The organism is Thalassobacillus devorans MSP14, from assembly GCF_000496835.1.
GTDB classification, from domain to species: domain Bacteria; phylum Bacillota; class Bacilli; order Bacillales; family Halobacillaceae; genus Thalassobacillus; species Thalassobacillus devorans_B.
Window position 1 is genome coordinate 86,989 of record NZ_KI543237.1, and the last position, 22,921, is coordinate 109,909.

The following is a 22,921-nucleotide window of genomic DNA, read 5'->3' on the forward strand; positions in this document are numbered from 1 at the left end:
TGTTTACGCTTTTTGACCTACAGTTTCATCTTCAATTCCAAGCTCCTGCTTGATCCAGTCATAACCTTCGTCTTCCAGACGTTGAGCCAGTTCCGGCCCCCCGGACTTCACAATGCGGCCCTTCATCATGACGTGTACTTTATCAGGAGTAATATAGTTCAATAGACGTTGATAGTGAGTGATGATCAAGCAGCCGAAGTTGTCATCACGCATCTGGTTAATTCCTTTAGAGACGACTTTCAAGGCATCGATATCCAAACCAGAGTCAATCTCATCCAGGATAGCAATAGCAGGCTTAAGCATCATCAATTGAAGGATTTCATTACGCTTCTTCTCGCCACCGGAGAACCCTTCGTTAAGATAACGCTGGGCCATGTTCTTATCCATCTCTAATAAGTCCATTGTGCCGTCCATCTCTTTGATGAATTTCATCAAAGAAATCTCATCGCCTTCTTCACGGCGGGCATTGATGGAAGAGCGTAGAAAGTCAGAGTTTGTTACCCCACTGATTTCGCTTGGATACTGCATTGCAAGGAATAGACCCGCTTGTGCGCGTTCATCCACTTCCATTTCCAATACATCTTTACCATCAATATAAACTTCACCTTCTGTAATTTCATATTTCGGGTGACCCATGATCGCTGATGCCAATGTAGATTTCCCTGTTCCGTTCGGACCCATAACTGCGTGGAATTCTCCACCGTTTATAGTCAAATTGACACCTGTTAAAATTTCTTCACCTTCGATCGCTACGTGAAGATTTTTGATTTCTAAAGTTGATCCTGCCATAACTGATACCTCCATATCTATTGTGAATCATTTTTGATAAAAGGATCCTAATCCATTCTCAATCTATTCTCATTACAATCTTATATCATTTCGAAACTGTTATCAACTTTTTTCACTGTATATACCAGACTTTCTAAACCATTAGGTTTAAAAAATCTACTTTATTAGGATAACACGGACTTTCCTTATTATATAGGTATAAACCAAAAAAATCAGGTGGTTTGCTGCCACCTGATTTTCCTAATTTATTATTTATGCAATTGACGATCTACTTCAGCCACTATTTTGCGGCTTTGTTCGTAATCTTTTTGACGACGCTTTTCAACTTTTAACCGCTGATCTAACTTGTTGCTATATTCCGCATAGCCAATTCCGTGGGATTGCTGCATAGCTTTCTCCATTTCGGAAGTATAATTCAGCTTAAGTTGGTCGTTAATAATAAATCAATCCTTTCGGTTTTTGTATGCTATTAAGTGTAGCACAGGTATATTACCCTGACCAAAGCGCATTTAAACCAAAATAACGGGATGGTATACTAATTGTATTTTTATACAACATTTAACAGGGCACCAAGGATATATAATCAAATTTGCTCCTCGTTGCTCCATTTTGCTCGAATTATACTTAATGTTGCAAATTTTGCAACTCTTGATACGCTTCTTGTACTAAAGTGACAGCCTGACTCATTGCAGCGCCGCCCCCAAAGGCAGCAGAAACGCCACAGGCCTCCATGATTTCTTTCTCGCTCGCTCCCTGATCAATACATCCTTTAGTGTGATAGATCATACAATACTCATCTTGAGCAACAACGCTAATACCTAGTGCGATCAGCTGCTTTTCCTTTTCTGAAAGTTCACCAGCCTCAAAGGCTGCTTCCGTAAAAGCGTTGAAATGATGTGCAATCTCTGGCATTTTCTCAGTAAATGTTCCAATACCATGCTTATATTCTTGGAGATATGCTTCTGTGAATGTCATTTTTTGTTCTTCCATAAAAAAACCTCCCAGGAATAAATACATATTAATGCTAGTATTAGCAAAAACATGGTTACTATCCTGGGAGGAAACTGTTAAAAAATGTTATTTTGAACCATCTACGGGTACTATCGCTCCATCATATTCTTCTTTCATAAATGTTTGGATTTCTTCGGACCGTAATACTTCTACAAGTTTCTTTAATGCTTCTGAGTCTTTATCTTCACTTTGAGCTGCGATGACATTTACATAAGGTGATTCAGACCCTTCAAGAATAAGAGCATCTTCACTAGGATTCAGACCAGCTTCAATTGCATAGTTGGTATTGATAGCAACTAAAGCATCTTCTTCACGCTTATAGTTGGATGGGAGAAGTTCTGCATTGATACCATCGTCAAATTTCAGGTTTTTCGGATTTTCAACGATATCTTTGATGGTAGCATCTACCTTCTTCACATCTTCATCCAGCTTGATTAGTCCTTCTCTTTCTAATAAGGAAAGAATACGTCCATGATCCGCAACGGAACGACTTAGTAATACATTGGTTCCCTCGGGCACCTCATCCACACTTTTGATGTTTTTAGAATAAATCCCCATCGGTTCAATATGAATCCCGCCGAGGTTGACAAAGTCATAGCCATTTTCAGCCATTTGTGTTTCCAGATAGGGAATGTGCTGGAAATAATTCGCATCAATCCGTCCTTCTGCCAGGTCTTTGTTAGGTAAAACATAATCCTGGTACTCTTCAATCTTTAGTTCAATACCTTTCTCTTTAAGAAGCGGTTTTGCTTCCTGAAGTACTTCCGCATGAGGGACGGAAGTAGCCCCTACTTTAATTTCCTTTTTATCTGAAGATGATTCATTCGAGCCAGAGTCTTCACCTGAGCTGCCGCACGCAGTCAGCACTACTACTAATAATCCTGCTATAATACCTGTTAACCATTTTTTCATAACTATCCTTCTCCTTTTATTTATCTTTTATCTAATGAACGTGTCAGGAAGTCCCCGATGAATTGGAAAATGAACACGATGAGGACAATTAACACAGTACATACAAATACCACATCAAAATCACTACGCTGGAAACCATAAAAGTAAGCGAAGTCGCCTAAACCACCTGCGCCGATCACACCTGCTACTGCAGTGTAGCCAATCAGAGCGATGGCTGTCACCGTAAGACCCGATACAAGGGCTGGCATGGATTCTTTTAAAAGTACTTTGAAGATAATCGTTGAATTTTTAGCCCCCATGGATTTTGCTGCTTCAATTACTCCTCTATCAACTTCTCTTAAAGCTATTTCAACCAGTCTGCCGTAAAAAGGGGCAGCCCCAATGATCAAAGCCGGTAATGCAGCTTTAGGTCCACGAATCGTTCCCATCAGAAAGTCAGTAAAAGGGAATAACAAAAGTATTAAAATTATAAAAGGGATTGCACGGAACACATTTACAAACGCAGCCGTAATCCAATTAAGGACCTTATTTTCCCATAATCCTCCGGGTCGGGATAAATACAACAAAAGACCAAGTATTATGCCTAGAAACATTGTTCCAATTACAGATATGATGGTCATGTATAATGTCTCATTGGTAGCAGTGATCATATCCTGTATCTCCACATTAGGGAATAATTTATTGAACATTCGAGATCACCTCCACTTCTACAGAAGTGTCCTGGATATAGGCTTTAGCTTTTTCAATTTCCTTCTGATCGCCTTCTACGTGGACGAACAATGTACCGTACGCACCTTTTTGAGTCTGGGTGATTTTCCCATGCAAAATATTCAAATCAATGCTAAACTTCCTGGAAAGTTCGCTAATCAATGCCTGATTCGTACTTTCCCCTACAAAATGCAGGCGCAATACTTTACCTGACTTATAATTCTCTTGTATCAAATCAAGTGAATGGTCTTGATCAGGGTCTCCCATTACTTGATCCACAAATTTTTTAGTTACCGGACGCTTAGGGTGCAGGAAGACATCTAAAACATCCCCCTGCTCTACCACTTTCCCACTTTCCATTACTGCGACGCGATGGCATATCTTTCTGATTACATGCATTTCATGGGTAATCAATATAATCGTAAGCCCCAGCTTTTCATTGATATCTACTAATAAATCAAGAATCGAGTCGGTTGTTTCAGGATCCAGTGCAGATGTCGCTTCATCGCATAATAACACTTTCGGTTTATTAGCGAGCGCCCGAGCAATCCCCACGCGTTGTTTCTGTCCTCCACTTAGTTGGGAAGGATAAGCATTTTCTCGACCTTTCAAGCCAACCAGCTCAACCAACTCTTTAACCCGCTCCTCTCTTTTTTCTTTTGGAACTTTAGCTATTTCTAATGGAAAAGCAATATTATCTTTGACCGTACGTGACCAGAGCAGGTTGAAATGCTGGAAAATCATCCCGATCTCCTGTCGGGCGAGTCGTAAATCATTCTTTTTCATACCGGTTATTTCTTGATTATCGATCGTAATCGAACCTGATGTAGGATCTTCAAGACGATTCAATAAACGAATGAATGTACTTTTACCTGCCCCACTATATCCGATGACCCCATAAATCTCTCCGGATTGTATGTCCAAATCAAGATTGTCCACTGCCATGACATCCTGATCTTTTGTATGAAAGACTTTTGTCAGTTCTTTGATTGAAATCATTTCGTGATGCCTCCTACAAGCATTTTTCATGCTCTTAGAATTAAAAAAACGCCTTTTCTGCTTACGAGAACAGAAAGGCGCTTATGTATCAAGCTGCTCCGTTCTCTTATCTGTCAGAATAAAATACTCTGCAGGAATTGGCACCTTTTCAAGCATAGTAGCTTGACGGTTGCCGGGCTTCATCGGGCCAGTCCCTCCGCCTCTCTTAATAAGAGATACTATTTTATTGCTTTAATCCTTTTAAGTGTCACAAAAAGGATTGTAGCACGAGAGAAAAAAACTTGTCAACAAAATTCACTTTATTTCGACCTCCGTTTAAGGTTACTATGAAGAGCTTCTTCAGAACCCTCCAGGAGATAACCTGCATACCATGCTTTTTCACAGTTTTTTCATGATAGGATTTATGAAAGGATATTTGTGCAAATGAGGAGGAACACCAATGGAAAAAGCACCACTTTTTCAATTACCTGAGATACATTCCGGAAAAGTCTACGATTTGAACAAAGATATCGGAAAAGTGATTGTACTGACATTTTGGGTCTCCTGGTGTCCGGACTGTTCCAGGGATTTGCCTATGAAAGAACAATTGTATCGCTCTATGGATTCAAATAAAGTCCGTATGCTTACCATCAACGTTGCAGGTCGCGAAAGAAGCAGCCAAGCTGGTGAGGAGTTTGCTGCCAAATTTCTGACACAGCAAACTTTAGTTGATGAAGGAAGGAGAGTATACGAGCAGTATCAGTGTACCAGTGTACCCACAACCGCTATTATTGACCAAGATGGATATTTGGCAGCAAGATTCGACGACCAGGCAGAATTCCTGGAGATAGTAGAAAAAGTTGGGGAGCTAGTGGACTAGAGAAAACCGATACCACCAGTCGGCTTTTTTTAGTGGAGAAAACTTATCACAAACCACCGAGTTGATCTTACAGATAAGCTCCCAATTGCAGAAGACTCAGTTTCGAGATACATTGTTTCCGTTACGATAGTAACGGTTTGGAGGTCCGGGAAATCACTCGCTTTCCATGGGCGGACAGTGAGCTTCCTCAGGCTCCGCCTTGCGGGATCTCACCATGTCCTATCCTCCCATTGGAGTCTCGCAATTTTCCGGCCCTCCTTGCGTTTGTAAGACTAACGGAAACATTGGCAGGCAGAGTCATCCAGCCATACTAATAGCTACAAAGAGGCCTTGTTTCCTGTATCATTGGGCCTTGTTTGGCGGTGAATTTGGAAGACATCTTCATGTATGGCAGGGGTTCGTTTCTCCCATCCTTCGGATGGGGTGGTTGGGAAACTGCGAGACTCCCGCGGGAGAAGGAGCTAGGCAAGATCCCGCAGGGCTTTTGCCCGAGGAAGCTTGCCAGGTCCCCCGCAGGAAAGAAATGAATGCGTAATCGCCTTGGGAGACACGACACGCATAAGCAGAACAGCAAATGGGAAGTGTTCTTTCTTCCCGTTGATGGACTGCTTATGTCGCGAGTGTCTAGGCGACGAAGCTGGAAAGCGAGTAGTTTCCAAGCCACCCCGGACTCTTTTTTAGTAAAGAACCCCCTTTTCTCTTGAAACTGAGTCTTCCATAATCCGGCCATTTTGTTGAATAAGCCTATTTGAAAAGATCGATAAGAACGTTTAGCAGAGCCTTGCACTTAAGTATATTCGTCAGAAACATCCTCTGGAACAATCATCAAAAAAACAGCCCCCTGGCAAATCATGCCATGTAAGGCTGTTCATTCTTTATTTCTCGGGAAATAACATTAGGAATTGACGTATTTAGACACCGCTCTATGCATATAAGTCACCGAATGAAAAGCATAAATTTTATCCTTGATTTTACCCTCTGTCAGAATTAATAAACAAGGTACACTTGTAATTTGATATTCCTGCATAAAGGCCGGGTGGACGGCAGCATTCAACTCCAAAAACAAATCCTTCCCCCACATTGCCTCGATGGTATCTAACATCTTTCTTGCCATGTGACAAGTTCCACAAAACGGGCTATGAATGAAAAGAAGTGCAGGCTTATCTTGTGGGATTGTTTCACTATTCGATGCTAATTCAAGCTGTTCCATCATAACCCCCTTCCCTTAAATCAGATAAATTGGTTTGACATTGAAATGCTGGCTTAAGAGTGCTCTGGCAAGCTCAGGTTCAGGTGTAGTAGCTACTTCACGATAAGCTTTATCTATATAGATATGCTCTGCATGGGGGAGTTCGTATGTCAGTTGTTTACGTAATTTATGCCCCGAATCGTCCTCATCCACCATAATATATACGGCACGATCATCCAGGTTATAATCTAAGATCATTTCTTCCATACGTTCAACCCCTAATGTGCCGTGGGTACACAGGATTTCTACCTGCTCATCCAATATCTTATTAATATGTTTTTTATCAGTAATCCCTTCAACTATAAGAATGGGCAATTGATTATCATGTTCCATCTGGGATCCCACCCGGTTCACTTAGTAAAACAGACCATGCTTTTATGATAGCATGGTCTGAGGTTAATTAACGATTATTCAACACCAGCCGCCACCATCACAATCTACATATTGACGGACTTTTGGCGCCTCTTGTTTTAAGGTTTTATTTGCAAGCTGGCGCTGTCTGCCAATTTCTTTGGCAGCTTTCTTTGAAGTGAAATTATCGGTTTTATTCATTTTATCCATCAGGTCACCCCTTATGTATAGAGTTCCCATTGAGAATAAAATTAATCTTCCGAGATCATTTCTTCATATTGTTCAGCAGTCATCAGTTCGTCCATTTCAGATTTGTCAGAAGGTTCCACGATGACCATCCATGCTTTTTCGTAAGGGGATTCGTTAACGAATTCCGGACTGTCTTCCAATTCTTCGTTAATTTCCACTACTTTACCACTAACTGGCGCGTACAGCTCAGAAACCGTTTTGACGGATTCCACACTGCCAAAAGGCTCGTCCGCTTCCAACTCATCTCCAACCTCAGGCAATTCAACGAAAACAATATCCCCAAGCTCGGATTGTGCGAAATCAGTGATTCCAATACGTACTTTTTCTCCCTCTGTTTTTACCCATTCGTGCTCTTCAGAATAACTTAGATCTTTTGGTAAACTCACGACTAATCCCTCCAAATTATAATTATTATAATTAAACTGCATTATTAACATAAAAGCTTTTTGCCTATAATGCTAATGATATGCTCATTCCCTGTTTCATCATTTCCAAGTATTCTCGAAAACAGTTTCTTTAAACCCTACCGTCACCTGTTTTCCATCTGTAACGATCGGCCTTTTGATCAGCATACCATCTGATGCTAACCATTCCACCATTTCAGATTCACTGGCTTCCTTCAACTTATCTTTCATTCCCAGTTCGCGATATTTTTTTCCACTGGTATTAAAAAACTTTTTCGCAGGAATACCGCTTTTGTCTATGTAATCCTGCAGCTGAGTTTGATTAGGCGGATTTTCGACAATATGTATAGTTTCGTATTCTACGCCGTTTTCATCCAGCCATTTTTTTGCTTTTTTACAAGTTCCACATTGTGGGTACCAATAAAAGGTTACTGCCATAAGCTCTTTCCCCCTTACGATTTACCATGCCTATATTCTATCACAACTTTGGAATACATTTCATTAAACAGGGAAAGCGGAATCATATTTTTCTTAAATACCCTGCTAAAAATCCCTTAAATAAATACAAGACCGGCTCTTATTGCAGCCGGTCTTGCTTAGTCCGTGCGTAATGGTGACCCCCCAATACCTTTCGAAGCAGCTTAAACGATATATTTTTCTTCTTTAATTAAGTTCGCTGCGATTTCACGTTTTTTCGCAATAACGTTCGTTGGTGTGTGCCGGGTTAATTTCTTTAGTGCCCCAAGCATCATGCGCAAAGTATCTCCATTTTCGGAAGCAATTAACGTTTCTTTCGCATGAGCCTCGATGCGATTGAATGCTTCCTGCACATAAACTTGTGTATAAAGAAGCTTTTGCTGTGCTTTTTCTTCAGTTTTATTCATTGCCTTTTCTGTCCGAAGCAGCGCTGACTCCATATTGTAAATTTCAGCAACGATATCCGCAATATTGACAAGTAATTCTTGTTCCTTTTCCAGCTTTTCTCCATATTTCTGGGCAGCCAGACCAGCCGCTACCAGCGCTATCTTCTTAGCATTTTTCACTAAATATTTTTCTTGATCTAATGGCTCTCTCCCTGGTTCTTCAGGCATCATCATCATTATTTCTTCTTGCAGGGACTGAGCTTTTTGCAATAATGGTAGTTCACCTTTCATTGCTTTTTTCAACAATGTTCCAGGAACAATCATCCGGTTAATTTCATTGGTACCCTCAAAGATGCGGTTGATACGGGAATCCCGGTAAATACGTTCCACTTCATACTCTTGCATGAACCCATAGCCACCGTGGATCTGTACAGCTTCATCTGCTGTAAAGTCCAGCAATTCTGTACAGAATACTTTATTCAACGAACATTCAATGGCATATTCTGCGATAACTTTCGCTACTTCCTTACCATCTTTAAGCTGTTCTTCGGATAATTTACCCATGCTTTGTTCAAAAAGACCGACCGTGCGGTATACAGAACTTTCATTAGCATAAGTATTGACTGCCATGGAGGCAAGCTTTTCCTGGATCAATGAAAAGCTGGAAATCGGGGTTTGGAACTGTTTGCGCTCATTTGCATATTTCACGGCAAGTTCGATTGCACGTTTGGAACCACCGACTCCTCCAATGGCAAGCTTATACCGACCGACATTTAAAATGTTGAAAGCAATGACGTGACCACGCCCGATTTCCCCAAGTACATTTTCTATAGGGACTTCCGCGTCTTCTAAAACCAATGTACGGGTGGAAGAACTCTTGATTCCCATCTTCTTTTCTTCAGGACCCGTCGAAACACCTTTATATTCCCTTTCAACAATAAATGCTGTAAATTTATCTCCATCAATCTTCGCGTAAACAACAAAGACATCAGCAAAAGCCGAGTTTGTAATCCATTGTTTTTCCCCGTTCAATACATAATGAGTACCAGCTTCATTCAATTTAGCTGTCGTTTTTGCACCCAGTGCATCGGAGCCTGAACCAGGCTCAGTCAATGCATATGCTGCAATCAATTCTCCTGTCGCAAGCTTTGGTAGAAATTTTTGCTTTTGTTCTTCATTACCAAAAAATACAATAGGCAAAGACCCTATTCCTACATGGGCCCCATGTGTTACCGAAAAGCCGCCTGCGCGGGAAAACTTTTCTGTAATCAAAGAGGAACTGATTTTATCTAAACCAAGTCCACCGTATTCTTCCGGCACATCTACCCCAAGCAAACCTAGTTCACCGGCTTTTTTCAACAGTTCCACAGAATGTTCGAATTCGTGGTTTTCAAGGTTATCAATTTTAGGAACCACTTCTCCTAAAACAAAGTCTTCCGTTGTTTTGGCGATCATCCAATGTTCATCTGTGAAGTCTTCTGGAGTAATGACATCTTCTGCTGCAACATCCTCGATTAAAAATCCGCCGCCTTTAAACATTTTTTCCTTTGTTTCACTCATTTCATTTTCCTCCTCTTATAATAATTCGAATATTCCAGCAGCACCCATTCCTCCACCGATACACATAGTTACGACACCAAATTGTTCATTGCGGCGCTTCATCTCATGCATCAAGGTAAGGGTAAGTTTGGTACCGGAACAGCCAAGTGGGTGTCCCAGTGCTATCGCTCCACCGTTCACATTGACTTTATCAGTATCGAGCCCCAGCTCACGGATGACACGCAAGGACTGAGAAGCAAATGCTTCGTTCAGTTCAAACAGTCCAATATCAGATTGTTCCAGTCCTGCCAGCTTTAAAGCCTTTGGAATAGCAGCCACAGGACCAACACCCATGATTTCAGGTTCCACACCTGCAACAGCAAAAGAACGGAACTTAAGAAGTGGTTTCAGCCCTTCCGCCTCTGCTTTTTCTTTATCCATCACTAACACTGAAGCAGCGCCATCACTCATTTGTGAGGAATTACCTGCAGTGACTGTGCCCTTCAAAGAGAACGCAGGCTTCAGTTTTCCAAGCACCTCCTGTGTAGTTCCTGGACGTACTCCCTCGTCCCGGGTAAACAATTTGGTCATTTCCTTAACTTTATTACTTGAATCAACAACCCGGTCAGTCACTTCCACAGGAACGATTTCATCTTCAAACCTGCCAGCCTCAATTGCTGCTGCCGCGCGTCGATGGCTCTCTACAGCAAATGCGTCCTGGTCTTCACGGGAAATCTGGAAACGGTTAGCTACTTCTTCCGCCGTATGTCCCATCGACATATAATATCCCGGAGCATTTTCAACGATTTCGATATTAGGTTTGATCACATGGCCGGGTACAGGAACCATACTCATTGATTCCGCCCCGCCTGCAATAATCGAGTTACTATGCCCAAGCATGATTCTTTCTGACGCATAAGCGATACTTTGCAACCCGGAAGAACAATAGCGATTTATAGTGATTCCCGGAATAGTATGGGATAAGCCAGCTAATGCTCCAATATTTCTCGCCATATTCATCCCTTGCTCTGCTTCAGGAATCGCACAGCCTATAATGACATCATCAATTTCCCCATCATAATTTCCTGCCCGTTTCAATGTTTCTTTTATCGTCAGTGCAGCTAAATCGTCTGGTCTTGTATTGGCAAGCGTCCCCTTTTTCGCTCTGCCAACCGGGGTACGTGCCCCTGCTACAATTACTGCTTCTTTCACATTTCCTTCCCCCTTTGAGTGGTTTACTGCTGTCTAGTTACGTAGCGGTTTTCCTTTCAAGAGCATATGCTGCATCCGCTGTTGTGTTTTAGGTTCACCGATCAGGCTTAAGAAAGCCTCCCGTTCTAAATCCAGCAAATATTGCTCATCAACAAGCGTTCCTTCTTTTAAGCGTCCCCCTGCTAATACAAACGCAAGCTTATCCGCAATTTTAAGATCATGCTCAGATGCGTAGCCTCCCAGACCTAGTGATTTTGCTCCCAATAACATCGTGGAGTACCCTTGTTCACCAACCACAGGGAACTTATTACGTTTTGGCGCCCTGTAACCTGATCTCGCAAGCCCAAGTACTTTTTGCTTGGCATCATGAAGCAAGTGATCTCCATTTACACTCACTGCATCCTGCTGATCCAGAAAGCCGTTTTCCCTCGCCTCTTCGCCGGATGTAGATACTTTTGCCATTGCTATTTTTTCAAAAACAGCATTTGCCACTTTTTGCAAATCGAAATCTATACCTTGAGGAATATTACGCAAATGCTTCAAATAAAGCTCTTTATTTCCTCCTCCTCCAGGAATTAGCCCTACTCCGGCTTCCACAAGACCCATATAAGTTTCTTGTGAAGCCTGGATGGCGCTGGAAGGAAGGCAAACTTCAGCTCCGCCACCTAATGTCATTCCAAATGGAGCGGTGACAACTGGTTTATCAGAATACTTGATGTTCATCATCGCATCCTGGAATTTCTTAACGACTAACTCGATTTCAAAGAAATTGTAATCCTGAGCTTCCATCAACATCATTCCTAAGTTCGCACCGACACAGAAATTTTTACCCTGATTCCCGATAACAAGCCCTTCAAAGTTCTGATCCACTTCTTCAATTGCATCATTGATCATTTGAATGATATCCAACCCGATTGCGTTGCTTTGAGAATGGAATTCCAGGCCGGCGACCCCATCACCAAGGTCAATCAAGCTCGCGCCTGCATTCTTTTTAATTACATCATTCGTTTCTTTCAGGAGCTTGAGATTAATTTCTTTTTGATTGAAGTCTTTCTGCTGATAGTGGCCATCAGAAAAGTAGTAAACGTTTCCATTTTCTTTTTTATAAAAGGATTCGTTACCATTCGAAAGCATCTCCTCAATCCATGCAGGCACAGGCATGCCTTCCTCTTTCATTCGTTCAACTGATTTCTTCAGCCCGATGGCATCCCACATTTCAAAAGGTCCCAGTTCCCATCCAAATCCCCATCGCATGGCTTCATCGATGGAAGGAATATCATCGGCTATTTCACCAAGTAATTCTGCGGAATAAACCAGTACAGGTGCTGCCACTGACCAAATTAAATCACCTGCACGATCCCCTTTGGCAGACACAAGTGCTTTTAGTTTACGTTTCGTACCTTTTTCTTGCTTCGCCATTTCCGTTGCTTTGGTCTTTAGTTTTTTCCGTTCTTCATACTCAAGGGTTTCTGGATTCAACTCATATATTTCGCTTCCTTTTTCCCTTTTTTTCTTAAGGAAGAACCCTTGACCGCTCTTAGATCCTAACCATCCCTTATTCTGCATTTTTTTCATGAATGCAGGTACATCAAATACCTTCTTTTCTTCTCCTTCAACTTTCTCATAAACGTTATTTGCTACATGGATGAAAGTATCAAGTCCAACTACATCAAGCGTACGGAATGTAGCACTTTTAGGACGGCCTATCATCGGACCCGTAACCGAATCTACTTCTCCGATTGTATAACCTTTTTCCAGCATCTCCCGGACAGTGATGAGCAACCCATAAGTCCCAATCCGATTAGCGATAAAATTCGGTGTATCTTTTGCTTCGACAACACCTTTGCCCAGGACATCTTCGCCGAATTTCTTCATGAAAGCAACGACTTCAGCGTCTGTATTATTAGTCGGGATTACCTCCAGCAATTTCAAATACCTTGGCGGATTGAAGAAATGGGTACCTAGAAAGTGTTTCTGAAAATCTTCCGAACGTCCTTCTGCCATCGCTTCAATAGAAATTCCTGATGTATTGGAACTGATGATAGCCCCTGGCTTACGATATTCATCAACCTGAGCATAGACTTTCTTTTTAATCTCAAGGTTTTCAACAACCACTTCAATTACCCAATCAACTTCTGATAATTTTCCCATATCGTCTTCCATATTGCCGACCTGGATCATATCCAAATTCTTTTTACTTGTTAGTGGGGAAGGTTTCTGTTTCAACAGTCCCTGCTTGTTTTCTGCTGCAATGCGGTTCCGTACAGCAGTATCTTCTAAGGTCATTCCTTTTTTCTTTTCCTTATCTGTCAGTTCACGTGGCACAATATCCAACATTAAAGTCGGGATTCCTACATTGGCCAGGTGAGCAGCAATACCGGCCCCCATAACACCAGAACCTAATACTGCTGCGCGCTTGATTTTACGATTCATTGGATTTCCCCCTATCCTTTTGAATGAATACTCATTCATTTTAGAGCTAAAAAAATAAGATAGTCACCTATCAACATCTATTCTTACTATAAAATATTTTCAGACATTTCGCAATCGTTTTTATGAAACTGAGGAAAATTTTTCTTTTAATAGTTAATATAAAGGGTTGCCATTTATCTCTTAAATGGTTCTCTTTCGATCTTAAGGAAAATGGAGAGGAGAATGACCCGCATGATGGTAAATACAACGTAGCGGGCCTTTCCAAACGTCCACTCCATTAACTCCATTAACTTCATTACTCCTCATTTTTTCAGAATACCTTTCAGCACGAAGGCTACATTGGCAGGACGTTCAGCGAGACGACGCATATAAAATCCGTACCAATCATTTCCGTATGGTACATATACTCGCATTTTGTAACCTTCATCCACTAATTCTTCCTGACGCTCAACCCTTATGCCGTATAACATCTGGAACTCAAATTGTTCTGTGGGAATATTGTGTTCTCTCACTAACTCTTTCGTGTATTCAATTATAGCATCATCATGTGTAGCCACTGCGGTATAGTTGCCATTCAGTAAATGTTTCTTAATAATCTTTTTAAAATTCTCATCCACATCTTTTTTCTCCGGGAAGGCCACTTTAGGGGATTCCTTGTATGCCCCTTTGACCAGCCTCAGGTTCGGACTGTATTGATCGAGGTCTTCGATATCCTCTGCTGCACGATATAAATAGGCTTGCAGTACAGTACCGACATTATCGTATTCTTTACGAAGTTCCTTGAATATATCGATTGTTTTTTGGCAGCGTTCGTAATCTTCCATATCAATAGTCACGAACACATCATGTTCTTTACCCGCCTGGAGGATCCGGCGCATGTTCTCCATTACCAACTCATAGGAAATATCCAGTCCCATCGATGTCATTTTCAAGGATACCTGGGAATCCAGACCGTTGCTGGAAATAGCTTTAATCGCTTCGATGCACTCATCCGCGGCAGCTCGTGCTTCTTCCTTACTGTCGATGAACTCTCCTAAATGATCCACAGTGACGGCCATCCCTTTTGCGTTCAACTTACGTATCGACTCAACCACATCAGATATAGTCTCCCCTGCAACAAACCGTGCTGCTCCGAATCGCAATCCGTACCGTTTAGCCATTTTAGTAAAAAATTTATTTTTTGATAAAAACAGAAAGAAATTGCGCAATAATTGTTCCATGATGCATCCCCCTACACCAGACTTTTATCTAATTATGTGAAAATTTAAACTTGTAATCGTTATCACAATATCATTCTATCATTTTTCTCAGAAAGTGGGTAATATTTCGCAAAAACAATCGAAAAACAGGAAAAAATATTGGTTCATGTAAATATTACTCGTTTTCTCCTTCAATTTCTCATAGTAAAAGCTGTTTAGGGCAAAATAATCCCGATAATCAACAAGGAGGTAATATTATGCAACAACAAAATCAGCCTGGTATGCAGCAGGCACAGCCTATGCCACAGCCGCCTAATATGGTAAGTGGTAAAGATCAACTTTATATCACTGATATGCTCTCATGGAACTTGAACGCATGTAAAAAAGCTCACTTTTACGCACAGCAGTGTCAGGATCCTGAACTTCAGGCAGCGTTAGAGCAAGCAGGACAGATGCATCAACGTCATTATGATAAAATTCTGGAACATTTGAACGCTCAATCTCAGCCGTTAAACTAAAAGGAGTTGACATAAATTGAATCCTCAAAGCCAAAAAATTCAAAATCCTGAAACAAACGTCCCTAAGACACCACAGATGAATGAACGCGACTTCATCAATGATCAATTATCCACAGAAAAATACATTACTGCTTCCTACAATGTAGCAATGAATGAAGCAAGTAACCAGAACCTGTATAATGATTTAGCTGCCATTTTCAAAGAAACCCAGGACTGCCAACGTGATATGTTCAACCTCATGTTCAAAAAGGGCTGGTACAGTTTAGAAGCTGCTGACCAGCAAAAACTTCAGCAGTCATACCAGCAGTTCAATGGATATAAGAACCAGCTCCCTTATGGAGGGTAAAAAAAGAAAGGCTGTCACCTGGAGAAGTTCTCTCCACATGACAGCCTTTCTGGTCATTACCCAACTACATCGTAGCCCTGGTCTTCAATAGCATCTTTCATTTTTTCTTTCGTTACGAAAGCTTCGTCATATTTAACATCTACTTTCCCCGCATCAAGATGGACTTCGACGCCGTGTACACCTTCTAATTCTTCCAGTGCACCTTTTACAGCCTTTTCACAATGACCACAAGTCATTCCATTTACTTCTAAAGTCATTTCCATACGTTAACATCCTTTCTTAGCAAACTTTATTTTATAGTTTAACCCGCTTCAATCGAAGTGAGTTAGAAACAACACTTACAGAGCTGAACGCCATTGCAGCTCCTGCAATCCATGGAGCAAGCAAACCTGCAGCTGCGATAGGGATTCCGGCAGAATTATAAGCAAGTGCCCAGAATAAATTTTGACGTATATTTTTCATCGTCTTTTGACTTAACTGGACTGCCTTAGGAATCAACGTCAATTCTCCGCCTAATATCGTAAGGTCAGCTGCCTCGATGGCGACATCTGTACCTGTTCCGATGGCAATACCTACATCAGCGATAGCCAGTGCAGGAGCATCATTGATACCGTCCCCGACCATGGCTACTTTTTTATCTTGCAACTGCAATTCTTTCACTCGTTCTGCTTTTTCCTCCGGTACTACCTCTGCAATGACCCGGTCAATTCCCAGCTGGCGGGCTATCGCTTGGGCTGTCCTTTCATTATCCCCTGTCAGCATGACCAGTTCGATATTCGCTTCCTTCAGCTGTCTTAAAGCTTCCGGTGCTGATTCTTTGATCGTGTCAGCTACGGCAATGACACCTTCAACTTTATCGTCCACTGCTATCAGCATAGCGGTTTTTCCTTTATTCTCCCATTGTTCCATGGTTGCTTCATATGCTTCATATTCCACATCCAGCTTACGAATTAACTTCCTTGTGCCGATTTGTACTTCTCTACCTTCCAAAATGGCTTTTATGCCATGACCTGGCACAGCTTCAAAGCTGCTTGGTTCCATCAGCTCAATTCCTTGTTGTTCTGCATAGGTGACGATTGCATCCGCTAATGGATGTTCTGAACTTTTTTCTGCGCTGGCAACCAGCTGCAGAATGTCTGATGAACCTTCATAGTTAGTCACTTCCGGTGTGCCTTTTGTCAACGTACCGGTTTTATCAAAAACAACTGTATCAATCTTATGCGTATTTTCTAAATGTTCGCCGCCTTTAAACAGGATTCCCTGCTCAGCACCTTTACCAGTGCCTACCATTATTGAAGTAGGTGTGGCTAAGCCCAGAGCACATGGGCACGCGATAACTAATACCGCAATGGAAGCTACTAAGGCAGATGCAAAATCACCAGGCGAAACCAGAGAAATCCAAACGATGAATGTTCCTATAGCAATTGCTACTACAATGGGGACAAAATAGCCGGAAATGACGTCCGCCATCCGCTGTATCGGAGCTTTTGACCCTTGAGCTTCTTCAACAACTTTGATGATGCCAGCAAGTGCGGTGTCTTTCCCTACCTTAGTTGCTTTCATTTGAATATTACCATTTTTATTGATAGTTGCTCCAATCAGTTTATCACCAGGGTCTTTCTCTACCGGAATGGATTCCCCGGTAATCATCGATTCATCCACCGAAGTATTTCCTCTGATGATTTCTCCATCGACTGGAATTTTCTCACCTGGTTTGACGATCAGAGTATCGCCAACGGCGACACTCTCCAGCGGGACCTTCACTTCTTCACCATCTCGTAATACGGTTGCTTCTTTCGCTTGCAGATTAAGCAGACTGGAAATAGCCGCTGTAGTTCGCCCTTTCGCAACTGCTTCAAAGTATTTCCCTACAAGAATCAATGTTATAAGAATGGCACTTGTTTCAAAGTAAAGATGTGGTTCCATTGCAGGATTTCCGAGCGACCGTAGAACTTCAGCCAGACTGTAAAAATAAGCGGCACTCGTACCTAACGCGACAAGCACGTCCATATTGGCACTTTTATTCCTTAAGCTCTTAAAAGCTCCCACATAAAACTGCCACCCGATGATGAATTGTACTGGTGTCGCCAACGCAAACTGGAACCATGGGTTCATCAATAAATCCGGAATCGACAAGCCGAGCAGATGATCGAACATGGTTAACAACAGTGGAAATGAAAGGATTGCAGAAATATATAATTTTATCCGTTTCTTTTTCAATTCCTCTTCCTTTTGTGAAGCTTTTTCTTCGCGATCTGCTCTAAGTGCAGCGTCATAACCCAAATTCTGAATGCGAGCGATAATATCGTTCTCATCGATATCCCCGCTATATTCCACAGTAGCTGTTTCGCTGGTCAGGTTGACCGTTGCCTGTTGCACGCCTTCCGTTTTATTCAATACTTTTTCGATTCTTGCAGAACATGCAGAACAGGTCATTCCTGTAATATCAAACTCTGCTTTTTCGGTCTTTACTCCATAACCCAGTTTTTCAATTCGTTCCGAAACATCTTCCGGTGAAACTTTGTCTGGATCATAAGTGACCCGGGCGTTTTCCATTGTCAAATTCACATTCGCTTCTACCCCGTCCATCTTGTTCAGTACTTTTTCAATTCTTGAGGAACAGGCAGAACAGGTCATCCCGGTGATATCAACGGAAAGATTTTTTTGCTCAGCCATTTGGAACCCCCCTTTCTATTTTGCGAATTGTTTCATCACTTTCATCAGTTCTTCAATGGATTGATCACCATTACCAGCCTTGATAGCATGGCTGACACAATGCTTGGTATGACGTTCCATCAGTGAAAAACCGACTTGATTCAATGCTTTATCTATGGCTGAAATTTGCACCAGTATATCTACACAATACCGGTCGTCTTCCACCATTTTCTGAATACCTCTAACTTGGCCTTCTATCCGCTTCAAACGATTCAGAACCTTTTGCTTCTCATCTTCTGTTCGTGGCTTGACCGGCTGCTTTCCGCTATTCTCAGGTAAAGATTCAGTCAATGTTTCCACCTCCAATGATTCATACTTACACTATACCCCCGTATAGTATAATAGTCAAATAAAAAAAACTGGCATGTCGCCAAGTCTTTATGGCGAAAGACCTAAGTGTTTCTTTTTAATCCTTTAACAAAGTTAATCTTTCTCAAAGTATAAAAAAGAGCAGCAATTTGCTGCCCTTAGTATTACCTATTTCGCTTCATTGATTGCACTTATCATTCTTTCCTCTATATCCTGTGCGATTTGATTCAGTTCTTCATCTTCCACAAATTCAATCAATTTGGTAGGTTTCGGCATCCCGATTTTTGTTTTGCCTTCACTTTCATGGACAACGATTTTACAAGGGAGGAAGTAACTTACCAATTCATTTTTTTCCAGAACTTTTTTTGCCTCTGTCGGGTTGCATACTTCCAGAATACGCACTGGTTTCTCAAAATCCAGCCCTTTATTATTCAAAGTGGCTTTGACATCAAAGTCCCAAAGTACTCCGAACTTATCATTTTTCAACTCTGCTTCTAGAGCTTGTACCGCTTCATCCATGCCTTTGTTTGTCTCCACTGTGTAATGAAACAATTTAATTACCTCCTTTAAGTTCTTTTCACTTACACATTATACCCTATTTGGTATAATTAAAACGAGTGATACACTTTCAATGCTGCATACTAAATAAACAGGCTAATTGTTGAAAGCGTGTCTATTCTAACCTATGATGACATTGTAAAGAGGGGTGAGATAATGCAGATTACAGATGAAGCTAAAACTGATATTATTCAAATTTTAGAAGATAATGATGCAGAAGGTATCCGGCTGTTTTTAGCAGGAATTGGCTGAGGCGGGCCACAATTAGGACTGTCCCTGGACGGGGCAGAAAAAGATGATATGCTGGAAGTAATCAATGGAGTCAACGTTGCCATTGACCCTCATATTAAAGATATGACCGATTCTCTTCGCCTGGAAAAGCGGCCACATGGCCTGGTTCTGGCCGGTATCCCAGCAGGGGACTGCTAAGAATGATTGTCAATAAAAAGCGCGGTACGTCAATTTATGACGGCCGCGCTTTTTTATTGACAATACTTTTGGATAGCCTTGTGTAAGGAACTGATGAACCGGAGCCCAAGCTTTAATTGCAGTTGATTGATTTTTTGAGCATGGTCAGGATTAACCCCTATTACTACTATTTCTATCCCCATGTATGATAACGATTGGACAATATTCTGAAACACCACTATTCCATCATGGTGGATGTCACCGACAGCAGTTAAATCCACAAGAATAGTTTCTTTATCGGCCTGTTGTGCAGCTTCAAGCAGGTTATCACTGATTGTATACATTTTTTCATCATTGAGATCACCGAACAGTGGGACTAACGCAGTAGTGGAAGAGAGTTCAATAAAGGGAGCAGAAAGCCGATTATTTTCATCAATTGCTTCCTGAAGTTTTTCTTTTTCCTCCAGCAATTCAAAATTAGTGTTACTTAACCGGGAACGAAGCTCTCCTAACGATACCGTTATATCCGAAATCCGCTGATCTTTTGGAATTAGCAGGAGTTCTGCCTGAAGGTCGTTTTTCCAATGGATATAAAGATCTATTAAGAGCGGGTCGAGCTTTCGTTCCCCCTGATATATATTGATTTCCACTTTATTTTTGTTCTTGGCGGGGCTCACTTCTTCCTGTACCTTAGAAATACTTCCCTCGTCTACTAACTCGAGGAAGTTACTGGATAAATCAGTTATTTCTTCTACTTCTTTGCTGAAGTAAAGAACTTCATACTGTCTATTTATAATAAGGTATGGAACAGAAAAAATATTTTCAACTAGTTTCATCCATGACTCCCGCTTTCCCTTTAATGTGCAACTCTTCTAATTCATTTAGACCTTTAATCACATGTGTTCGCTCTGTTTCAAAATTGGATAAATCATATTTTTTAACAATTCTGCCGCCTATGATGATAGCAGGGTTCCACTTTAGTTGACTAAAGACCTCTGTCATTTTCTTCACCATTGGTAACCGGTAAGACAACGCAGCAGATATTCCAATTACATCAGGCTTCCATTGATTGATCTGGTTTAATGCATGGTCAAGTGGTAAATTGGGCCCGAGATAACGTACACGCCAGCCTTTTTCGCGATAAAAGCTGGCAACCATCTTAAGACCTAAATAATGCTGTTCTTCTTCTACCCCTAATAAGACGACCTTTTTACGTTTTTGTTTTGTTGCTTTATCGACGTAAACCCCTGTATCGAGTCTGGATAGAACGAAATCGCACACTGCAGTGGCCAGATGCTCATCTGCCACCGTGATTTCGTTTCTTTCCCATAATACTCCGATATGGTACATGGCAGGGGTAATAATATCTTCAAAGAGATAAAGCTTCGGATAATTAGTAAGGAGTTCATCCACAAATGCCACTGCTTCATCTTCCTTACCTTTCAGTAAATACCCTGCCAGTTCTTCTGTATATTTTTTATTCATTTTAAATCACCTCGCTTAGGACCGGGAATCCAGCTCTTTTATACCAGCTCGCAAATATTCCTGATATGCTTCACGTTCTTCTGACTGCTCAAATGAAACTTCTTCCATCCATTTAAGCAGTCGTTCATAATTATCGATAATCAGCTGTGTTCCTACTCCTCTCGAAGTTAGAACGCTATTCAGCCAATTTGTGTAATCAAGAAAGAACGTGCTGTTTCCCATCTGAAAAGCCGTATCCAAATGGTCTAAATGGTGATGATTATCCTCCAGGGTTCGTATTCTTCCTGATTCCCCGAACCTCCCCACCAACTCGGGATAAGCCTGGTATATATCCTCCACAACCAATTCCACTAATTTCTGTTTTTCTGATATTCTCATGTAGCCACAACCTTATACTGAGAAACCTTTGGTACAATACCAGTCAGTTCCTGGTCAGGGTAGTTCTTTTCTAAGTCATGAATCCGCTTAAAATCTTCGCTGCGCACCCATTCTAAATAGGCTTCCTTTGATTCCCATTCCATATGAACGGTAAGCTCCCCTGCACGCTTGTCATTTTGCAGCAGTTGAAAGGAAAGAAATCCCTCTGCTTTATCGACAGACTTACTTCTATTATTGTAAATTTCTATTAAGTCATCCGCTTTATGATCAGGTACTGTAACCGTTGAATCTACGATATACATTAAAAAACTCCTTTACGCTCACGCCTAAAAGCTTATTGTGACAATAGTATCATATATGCCAACCCCTGTATAACATAGGGTTTTAAATTAAATCAGGTCATATGTATTGACGGTAAGAAATGATTCTCACCTGTTTCTGCGATTGAATAAAAAATGCTTGCAGGGATGGTTCCTGCAAGCACTTTTTATTATTGATTCACTACTTCATTAATGACTTTCATCTCTTCGTGGTCAAGCATGTTTTTATTAACAACATCCGTAACCTCTTTATTCATATTTTCTGTCAGGTCTGCTGCTTCCTCTTTGTCACCGACTATATATATCCGTTCCCATTGATTATCCTTAGCAAGCTTGTCCAACTTGGGAGCAAGACTTTTATACCAGCGATAGCGGTTCGCTTCAAAACGTTCCTGGAATTGTTCCTGCTTGGTACTCTTGCCACCTGAACCCATAGATGGCTGAGCACGATGCGGACCAGTGTGCTGTCTCCAATCTTCCGTATCAAGATCCAATTCGAACATTTGTGTCTCCTTCAAGGTCCCCAGTTCTGTATCCAGAATCTTGATAGCTTCTTTTTGCGTCAAAATTATTCCTGTTTTAGGGAACTTGTCATACATCTTTTTCAACTGATCCACTTTTGCTGTCTCTTCCCAATGGAATTCCGTTTCGACTGGCATCTGAAAACGTTCCGCAAACCATACGCTATCATCTGCAGTAGCGAAAACAACCAGACTCTTAGCAAAGTTTTGCTCGTTTTCCTGGACGTAATTTTCTACTTTTTCTTTTACTTCCCAGAAATTTCGTTTTTCATCAGAATCTCCATCTTCTTTTAAATAGCTTTCGAAGTTATTCAAGCCATTTTTCAAGTGGATTTTCCATTCCCCACCTTGTTGATCAGGGTCAGATGGATCTGTATTTAAATACATGCTGAATACACGCTGTGGTTTTTCTAAATATACACTTTCTAACTTTTTGATTTCTTTATTCATATCCATAAGGCTACATCGACTCCTTTGTTAAATACTGATTATCTATTAGGTATGTAACCGCGATAACTTATACTCAAACCTGCTCCCTTAAAATTCCCTTAAAAAAGTACCCCTTAAGAGGAAAGGATATTAAGAT

The 22,921-nt window shown here is 41.3% G+C and carries 28 protein-coding genes and 1 riboswitch; of the genes, 4 read left to right on the plus strand and 24 right to left on the minus strand.

Annotated features, from left to right (window positions below):
* Positions 1-3 precede the first annotated feature (3 nt).
* The 6 genes from sufC to P855_RS0110870 all read right to left on the minus strand — a co-directional run bounded on the left by sufC (position 4) and on the right by P855_RS0110870 (position 4,419).
* Positions 4-789: a Fe-S cluster assembly ATPase SufC gene (sufC, locus tag P855_RS0110845; protein ID WP_028783601.1), complete on the minus strand. Its 786-nt coding sequence runs from the start codon at positions 787-789 to the stop codon at positions 4-6.
* A 248-nt stretch (positions 790-1,037) separates the two neighbouring features.
* Positions 1,038-1,178 carry a hypothetical protein gene (locus P855_RS22395; protein WP_200865965.1) on the minus strand — a complete coding sequence of 47 codons (141 nt, stop codon included), beginning with the start codon at positions 1,176-1,178 and terminating at the stop codon, positions 1,038-1,040.
* A 235-nt stretch (positions 1,179-1,413) separates the two neighbouring features.
* On the minus strand, positions 1,414-1,779 hold the full coding sequence (locus tag P855_RS0110855; protein ID WP_028783602.1) for a carboxymuconolactone decarboxylase family protein: 366 nt from the start codon (positions 1,777-1,779) through the stop codon (positions 1,414-1,416).
* 87 nt (positions 1,780-1,866) lie between these two features.
* A complete protein-coding gene (locus P855_RS0110860) occupies positions 1,867-2,712 on the minus strand; it encodes a MetQ/NlpA family ABC transporter substrate-binding protein (protein ID WP_028783603.1) in 846 nt (281 codons plus the stop codon).
* A 20-nt stretch (positions 2,713-2,732) separates the two neighbouring features.
* On the minus strand, positions 2,733-3,401 hold the full coding sequence (locus P855_RS0110865; protein WP_028783604.1) for a methionine ABC transporter permease: 669 nt from the start codon (positions 3,399-3,401) through the stop codon (positions 2,733-2,735).
* Positions 3,391-4,419: a methionine ABC transporter ATP-binding protein gene (locus P855_RS0110870; RefSeq protein WP_028783605.1), complete on the minus strand. Its 1,029-nt coding sequence runs from the start codon at positions 4,417-4,419 to the stop codon at positions 3,391-3,393. The genes P855_RS0110865 and P855_RS0110870 overlap by 11 nt, the downstream gene beginning before the upstream one ends.
* 103 nt (positions 4,420-4,522) lie before the next feature.
* A riboswitch (SAM riboswitch) is annotated at positions 4,523-4,634 on the minus strand.
* Positions 4,635-4,858: 224 nt separating this feature from the next.
* Between P855_RS0110870 and P855_RS0110880 the strand changes: the two genes are divergently transcribed.
* Entirely contained in the window at positions 4,859-5,278 is a 420-nt protein-coding gene (locus P855_RS0110880; RefSeq protein WP_028783606.1) for a TlpA disulfide reductase family protein, read from the plus strand.
* An 895-nt stretch (positions 5,279-6,173) separates the two neighbouring features.
* Here P855_RS0110880 and P855_RS0110890 read toward each other — a convergent pair.
* The 9 genes from P855_RS0110890 to P855_RS0110935 all read right to left on the minus strand — a co-directional run bounded on the left by P855_RS0110890 (position 6,174) and on the right by P855_RS0110935 (position 14,798).
* Complete coding sequence (locus P855_RS0110890; protein ID WP_051353179.1) at positions 6,174-6,488, minus strand: thioredoxin family protein; 315 nt, start codon at positions 6,486-6,488, stop codon at positions 6,174-6,176.
* A gap of 15 nt (positions 6,489-6,503) precedes the next feature.
* Positions 6,504-6,860 carry a toprim domain-containing protein gene (locus tag P855_RS0110895; protein WP_028783608.1) on the minus strand — a complete coding sequence of 119 codons (357 nt, stop codon included), beginning with the start codon at positions 6,858-6,860 and terminating at the stop codon, positions 6,504-6,506.
* 78 nt (positions 6,861-6,938) lie between these two features.
* Entirely contained in the window at positions 6,939-7,088 is a 150-nt protein-coding gene (locus tag P855_RS22270) for a hypothetical protein (protein ID WP_161628817.1), read from the minus strand.
* A 41-nt stretch (positions 7,089-7,129) separates the two neighbouring features.
* Complete coding sequence (gene gcvH, locus P855_RS0110905) at positions 7,130-7,513, minus strand: glycine cleavage system protein GcvH (RefSeq protein WP_028783609.1); 384 nt, start codon at positions 7,511-7,513, stop codon at positions 7,130-7,132.
* A gap of 99 nt (positions 7,514-7,612) precedes the next feature.
* The gene (locus tag P855_RS0110910; protein ID WP_028783610.1) at positions 7,613-7,969 is read right to left on the minus strand and encodes an arsenate reductase family protein; all 357 of its coding nucleotides are present in this window, start codon (positions 7,967-7,969) and stop codon (positions 7,613-7,615) included.
* 203 nt (positions 7,970-8,172) lie between these two features.
* A complete protein-coding gene (locus P855_RS0110915) occupies positions 8,173-9,954 on the minus strand; it encodes an acyl-CoA dehydrogenase family protein (RefSeq protein WP_028783611.1) in 1,782 nt (593 codons plus the stop codon).
* A gap of 15 nt (positions 9,955-9,969) precedes the next feature.
* Positions 9,970-11,145 (minus strand): acetyl-CoA C-acetyltransferase, encoded by a 1,176-nt coding sequence (locus tag P855_RS0110920; RefSeq protein ID WP_028783612.1) that lies wholly within the window; start codon positions 11,143-11,145, stop codon positions 9,970-9,972.
* A gap of 33 nt (positions 11,146-11,178) precedes the next feature.
* Positions 11,179-13,578, minus strand: coding sequence for a 3-hydroxyacyl-CoA dehydrogenase/enoyl-CoA hydratase family protein (locus tag P855_RS0110925; RefSeq protein ID WP_028783613.1), 2,400 nt, complete (start codon positions 13,576-13,578; stop codon positions 11,179-11,181).
* Between the two features lie 302 nt (positions 13,579-13,880).
* On the minus strand, positions 13,881-14,798 hold the full coding sequence (locus P855_RS0110935) for a proline dehydrogenase family protein (RefSeq protein ID WP_028783614.1): 918 nt from the start codon (positions 14,796-14,798) through the stop codon (positions 13,881-13,883).
* Between the two features lie 236 nt (positions 14,799-15,034).
* Between P855_RS0110935 and P855_RS0110940 the strand changes: the two genes are divergently transcribed.
* Together P855_RS0110940 and P855_RS0110945 are read left to right on the plus strand one after the other, a co-directional pair.
* On the plus strand, positions 15,035-15,295 hold the full coding sequence (locus P855_RS0110940; protein WP_051353180.1) for a hypothetical protein: 261 nt from the start codon (positions 15,035-15,037) through the stop codon (positions 15,293-15,295).
* A gap of 76 nt (positions 15,296-15,371) precedes the next feature.
* Entirely contained in the window at positions 15,372-15,641 is a 270-nt protein-coding gene (locus tag P855_RS0110945) for a spore coat protein (protein ID WP_051353262.1), read from the plus strand.
* Positions 15,642-15,697: 56 nt separating this feature from the next.
* Here P855_RS0110945 and copZ read toward each other — a convergent pair whose 3' ends face one another.
* From copZ to P855_RS0110965, 4 genes are all read right to left on the minus strand, one after another.
* The gene (copZ, locus tag P855_RS0110950; RefSeq protein ID WP_028783617.1) at positions 15,698-15,904 is read right to left on the minus strand and encodes a copper chaperone CopZ; all 207 of its coding nucleotides are present in this window, start codon (positions 15,902-15,904) and stop codon (positions 15,698-15,700) included.
* Positions 15,905-15,935: 31 nt separating this feature from the next.
* Positions 15,936-18,317: a heavy metal translocating P-type ATPase gene (locus P855_RS0110955; RefSeq protein WP_028783618.1), complete on the minus strand. Its 2,382-nt coding sequence runs from the start codon at positions 18,315-18,317 to the stop codon at positions 15,936-15,938.
* A 15-nt stretch (positions 18,318-18,332) separates the two neighbouring features.
* Positions 18,333-18,647 (minus strand): metal-sensing transcriptional repressor, encoded by a 315-nt coding sequence (locus P855_RS0110960; RefSeq protein ID WP_028783619.1) that lies wholly within the window; start codon positions 18,645-18,647, stop codon positions 18,333-18,335.
* A gap of 186 nt (positions 18,648-18,833) precedes the next feature.
* Positions 18,834-19,217 carry a DUF302 domain-containing protein gene (locus P855_RS0110965; protein WP_028783620.1) on the minus strand — a complete coding sequence of 128 codons (384 nt, stop codon included), beginning with the start codon at positions 19,215-19,217 and terminating at the stop codon, positions 18,834-18,836.
* 306 nt (positions 19,218-19,523) lie between these two features.
* Between P855_RS0110965 and P855_RS22650 the strand changes: the two genes are divergently transcribed.
* The gene (locus tag P855_RS22650; RefSeq protein WP_268744490.1) at positions 19,524-19,652 is read left to right on the plus strand and encodes a hypothetical protein; all 129 of its coding nucleotides are present in this window, start codon (positions 19,524-19,526) and stop codon (positions 19,650-19,652) included.
* A gap of 53 nt (positions 19,653-19,705) precedes the next feature.
* On the opposite strand, the gene P855_RS0110980 is transcribed toward P855_RS22650, so the two are convergent.
* From P855_RS0110980 to P855_RS0111000, 5 genes are all read right to left on the minus strand, one after another.
* Positions 19,706-20,467: an STAS domain-containing protein gene (locus P855_RS0110980; RefSeq protein ID WP_028783621.1), complete on the minus strand. Its 762-nt coding sequence runs from the start codon at positions 20,465-20,467 to the stop codon at positions 19,706-19,708.
* A complete protein-coding gene (locus P855_RS0110985) occupies positions 20,454-21,116 on the minus strand; it encodes a cobalamin B12-binding domain-containing protein (RefSeq protein WP_028783622.1) in 663 nt (220 codons plus the stop codon). Before P855_RS0110985 ends, P855_RS0110980 begins: the two co-directional genes overlap by 14 nt.
* Before the next feature lie 15 nt (positions 21,117-21,131).
* Positions 21,132-21,494, minus strand: a complete 363-nt coding sequence (locus tag P855_RS0110990) for a hypothetical protein (RefSeq protein ID WP_028783623.1) — start codon at positions 21,492-21,494, stop codon at positions 21,132-21,134.
* On the minus strand, positions 21,491-21,796 hold the full coding sequence (locus P855_RS0110995; protein ID WP_028783624.1) for an antibiotic biosynthesis monooxygenase family protein: 306 nt from the start codon (positions 21,794-21,796) through the stop codon (positions 21,491-21,493). The genes P855_RS0110990 and P855_RS0110995 overlap by 4 nt, the downstream gene beginning before the upstream one ends.
* A gap of 188 nt (positions 21,797-21,984) precedes the next feature.
* Positions 21,985-22,791 carry a VLRF1 family aeRF1-type release factor gene (locus P855_RS0111000; protein WP_028783625.1) on the minus strand — a complete coding sequence of 269 codons (807 nt, stop codon included), beginning with the start codon at positions 22,789-22,791 and terminating at the stop codon, positions 21,985-21,987.
* Positions 22,792-22,921: the final 130 nt, after the last annotated feature.

What these genes read in the sequence shown, in the direction of transcription:
- P855_RS0110925 (WP_028783613.1), bottom strand. Translation starts at nt 13,578, where the DNA reads ATGAATCGTAAAATCAAGCGCGCAGCAGTATTAGGTTCTGGTGTTATG.
- P855_RS0110910 (WP_028783610.1), bottom strand. Translation starts at nt 7,969, where the DNA reads ATGGCAGTAACCTTTTATTGGTACCCACAATGTGGAACTTGTAAAAAA.
- P855_RS0110855 (WP_028783602.1), bottom strand. Translation starts at nt 1,779, where the DNA reads ATGGAAGAACAAAAAATGACATTCACAGAAGCATATCTCCAAGAATAT.
- P855_RS22270 (WP_161628817.1), bottom strand. Translation starts at nt 7,088, where the DNA reads ATGGATAAAATGAATAAAACCGATAATTTCACTTCAAAGAAAGCTGCC.
- P855_RS0110980 (WP_028783621.1), bottom strand. Translation starts at nt 20,467, where the DNA reads ATGAAACTAGTTGAAAATATTTTTTCTGTTCCATACCTTATTATAAAT.
- P855_RS0110995 (WP_028783624.1), bottom strand. Translation starts at nt 21,796, where the DNA reads ATGTATATCGTAGATTCAACGGTTACAGTACCTGATCATAAAGCGGAT.
- P855_RS0110985 (WP_028783622.1), bottom strand. Translation starts at nt 21,116, where the DNA reads ATGAATAAAAAATATACAGAAGAACTGGCAGGGTATTTACTGAAAGGT.
- P855_RS0110865 (WP_028783604.1), bottom strand. Translation starts at nt 3,401, where the DNA reads ATGTTCAATAAATTATTCCCTAATGTGGAGATACAGGATATGATCACT.
- P855_RS0110940 (WP_051353180.1), top strand. Translation starts at nt 15,035, where the DNA reads ATGCAACAACAAAATCAGCCTGGTATGCAGCAGGCACAGCCTATGCCA.
- P855_RS0110895 (WP_028783608.1), bottom strand. Translation starts at nt 6,860, where the DNA reads ATGGAACATGATAATCAATTGCCCATTCTTATAGTTGAAGGGATTACT.
- P855_RS0110890 (WP_051353179.1), bottom strand. Translation starts at nt 6,488, where the DNA reads ATGGAACAGCTTGAATTAGCATCGAATAGTGAAACAATCCCACAAGAT.
- copZ (WP_028783617.1), bottom strand. Translation starts at nt 15,904, where the DNA reads ATGGAAATGACTTTAGAAGTAAATGGAATGACTTGTGGTCATTGTGAA.
- P855_RS0110880 (WP_028783606.1), top strand. Translation starts at nt 4,859, where the DNA reads ATGGAAAAAGCACCACTTTTTCAATTACCTGAGATACATTCCGGAAAA.
- P855_RS0110870 (WP_028783605.1), bottom strand. Translation starts at nt 4,419, where the DNA reads ATGATTTCAATCAAAGAACTGACAAAAGTCTTTCATACAAAAGATCAG.
- P855_RS22650 (WP_268744490.1), top strand. Translation starts at nt 19,524, where the DNA reads ATGCTGGAAGTAATCAATGGAGTCAACGTTGCCATTGACCCTCATATT.
- P855_RS0111000 (WP_028783625.1), bottom strand. Translation starts at nt 22,791, where the DNA reads ATGGATATGAATAAAGAAATCAAAAAGTTAGAAAGTGTATATTTAGAA.
- P855_RS0110945 (WP_051353262.1), top strand. Translation starts at nt 15,372, where the DNA reads ATGAATGAACGCGACTTCATCAATGATCAATTATCCACAGAAAAATAC.
- P855_RS0110990 (WP_028783623.1), bottom strand. Translation starts at nt 21,494, where the DNA reads ATGAGAATATCAGAAAAACAGAAATTAGTGGAATTGGTTGTGGAGGAT.
- P855_RS0110935 (WP_028783614.1), bottom strand. Translation starts at nt 14,798, where the DNA reads ATGGAACAATTATTGCGCAATTTCTTTCTGTTTTTATCAAAAAATAAA.
- P855_RS0110915 (WP_028783611.1), bottom strand. Translation starts at nt 9,954, where the DNA reads ATGAGTGAAACAAAGGAAAAAATGTTTAAAGGCGGCGGATTTTTAATC.
- P855_RS0110955 (WP_028783618.1), bottom strand. Translation starts at nt 18,317, where the DNA reads ATGGCTGAGCAAAAAAATCTTTCCGTTGATATCACCGGGATGACCTGT.
- sufC (WP_028783601.1), bottom strand. Translation starts at nt 789, where the DNA reads ATGGCAGGATCAACTTTAGAAATCAAAAATCTTCACGTAGCGATCGAA.
- P855_RS0110860 (WP_028783603.1), bottom strand. Translation starts at nt 2,712, where the DNA reads ATGAAAAAATGGTTAACAGGTATTATAGCAGGATTATTAGTAGTAGTG.
- P855_RS22395 (WP_200865965.1), bottom strand. Translation starts at nt 1,178, where the DNA reads ATGCAGCAATCCCACGGAATTGGCTATGCGGAATATAGCAACAAGTTA.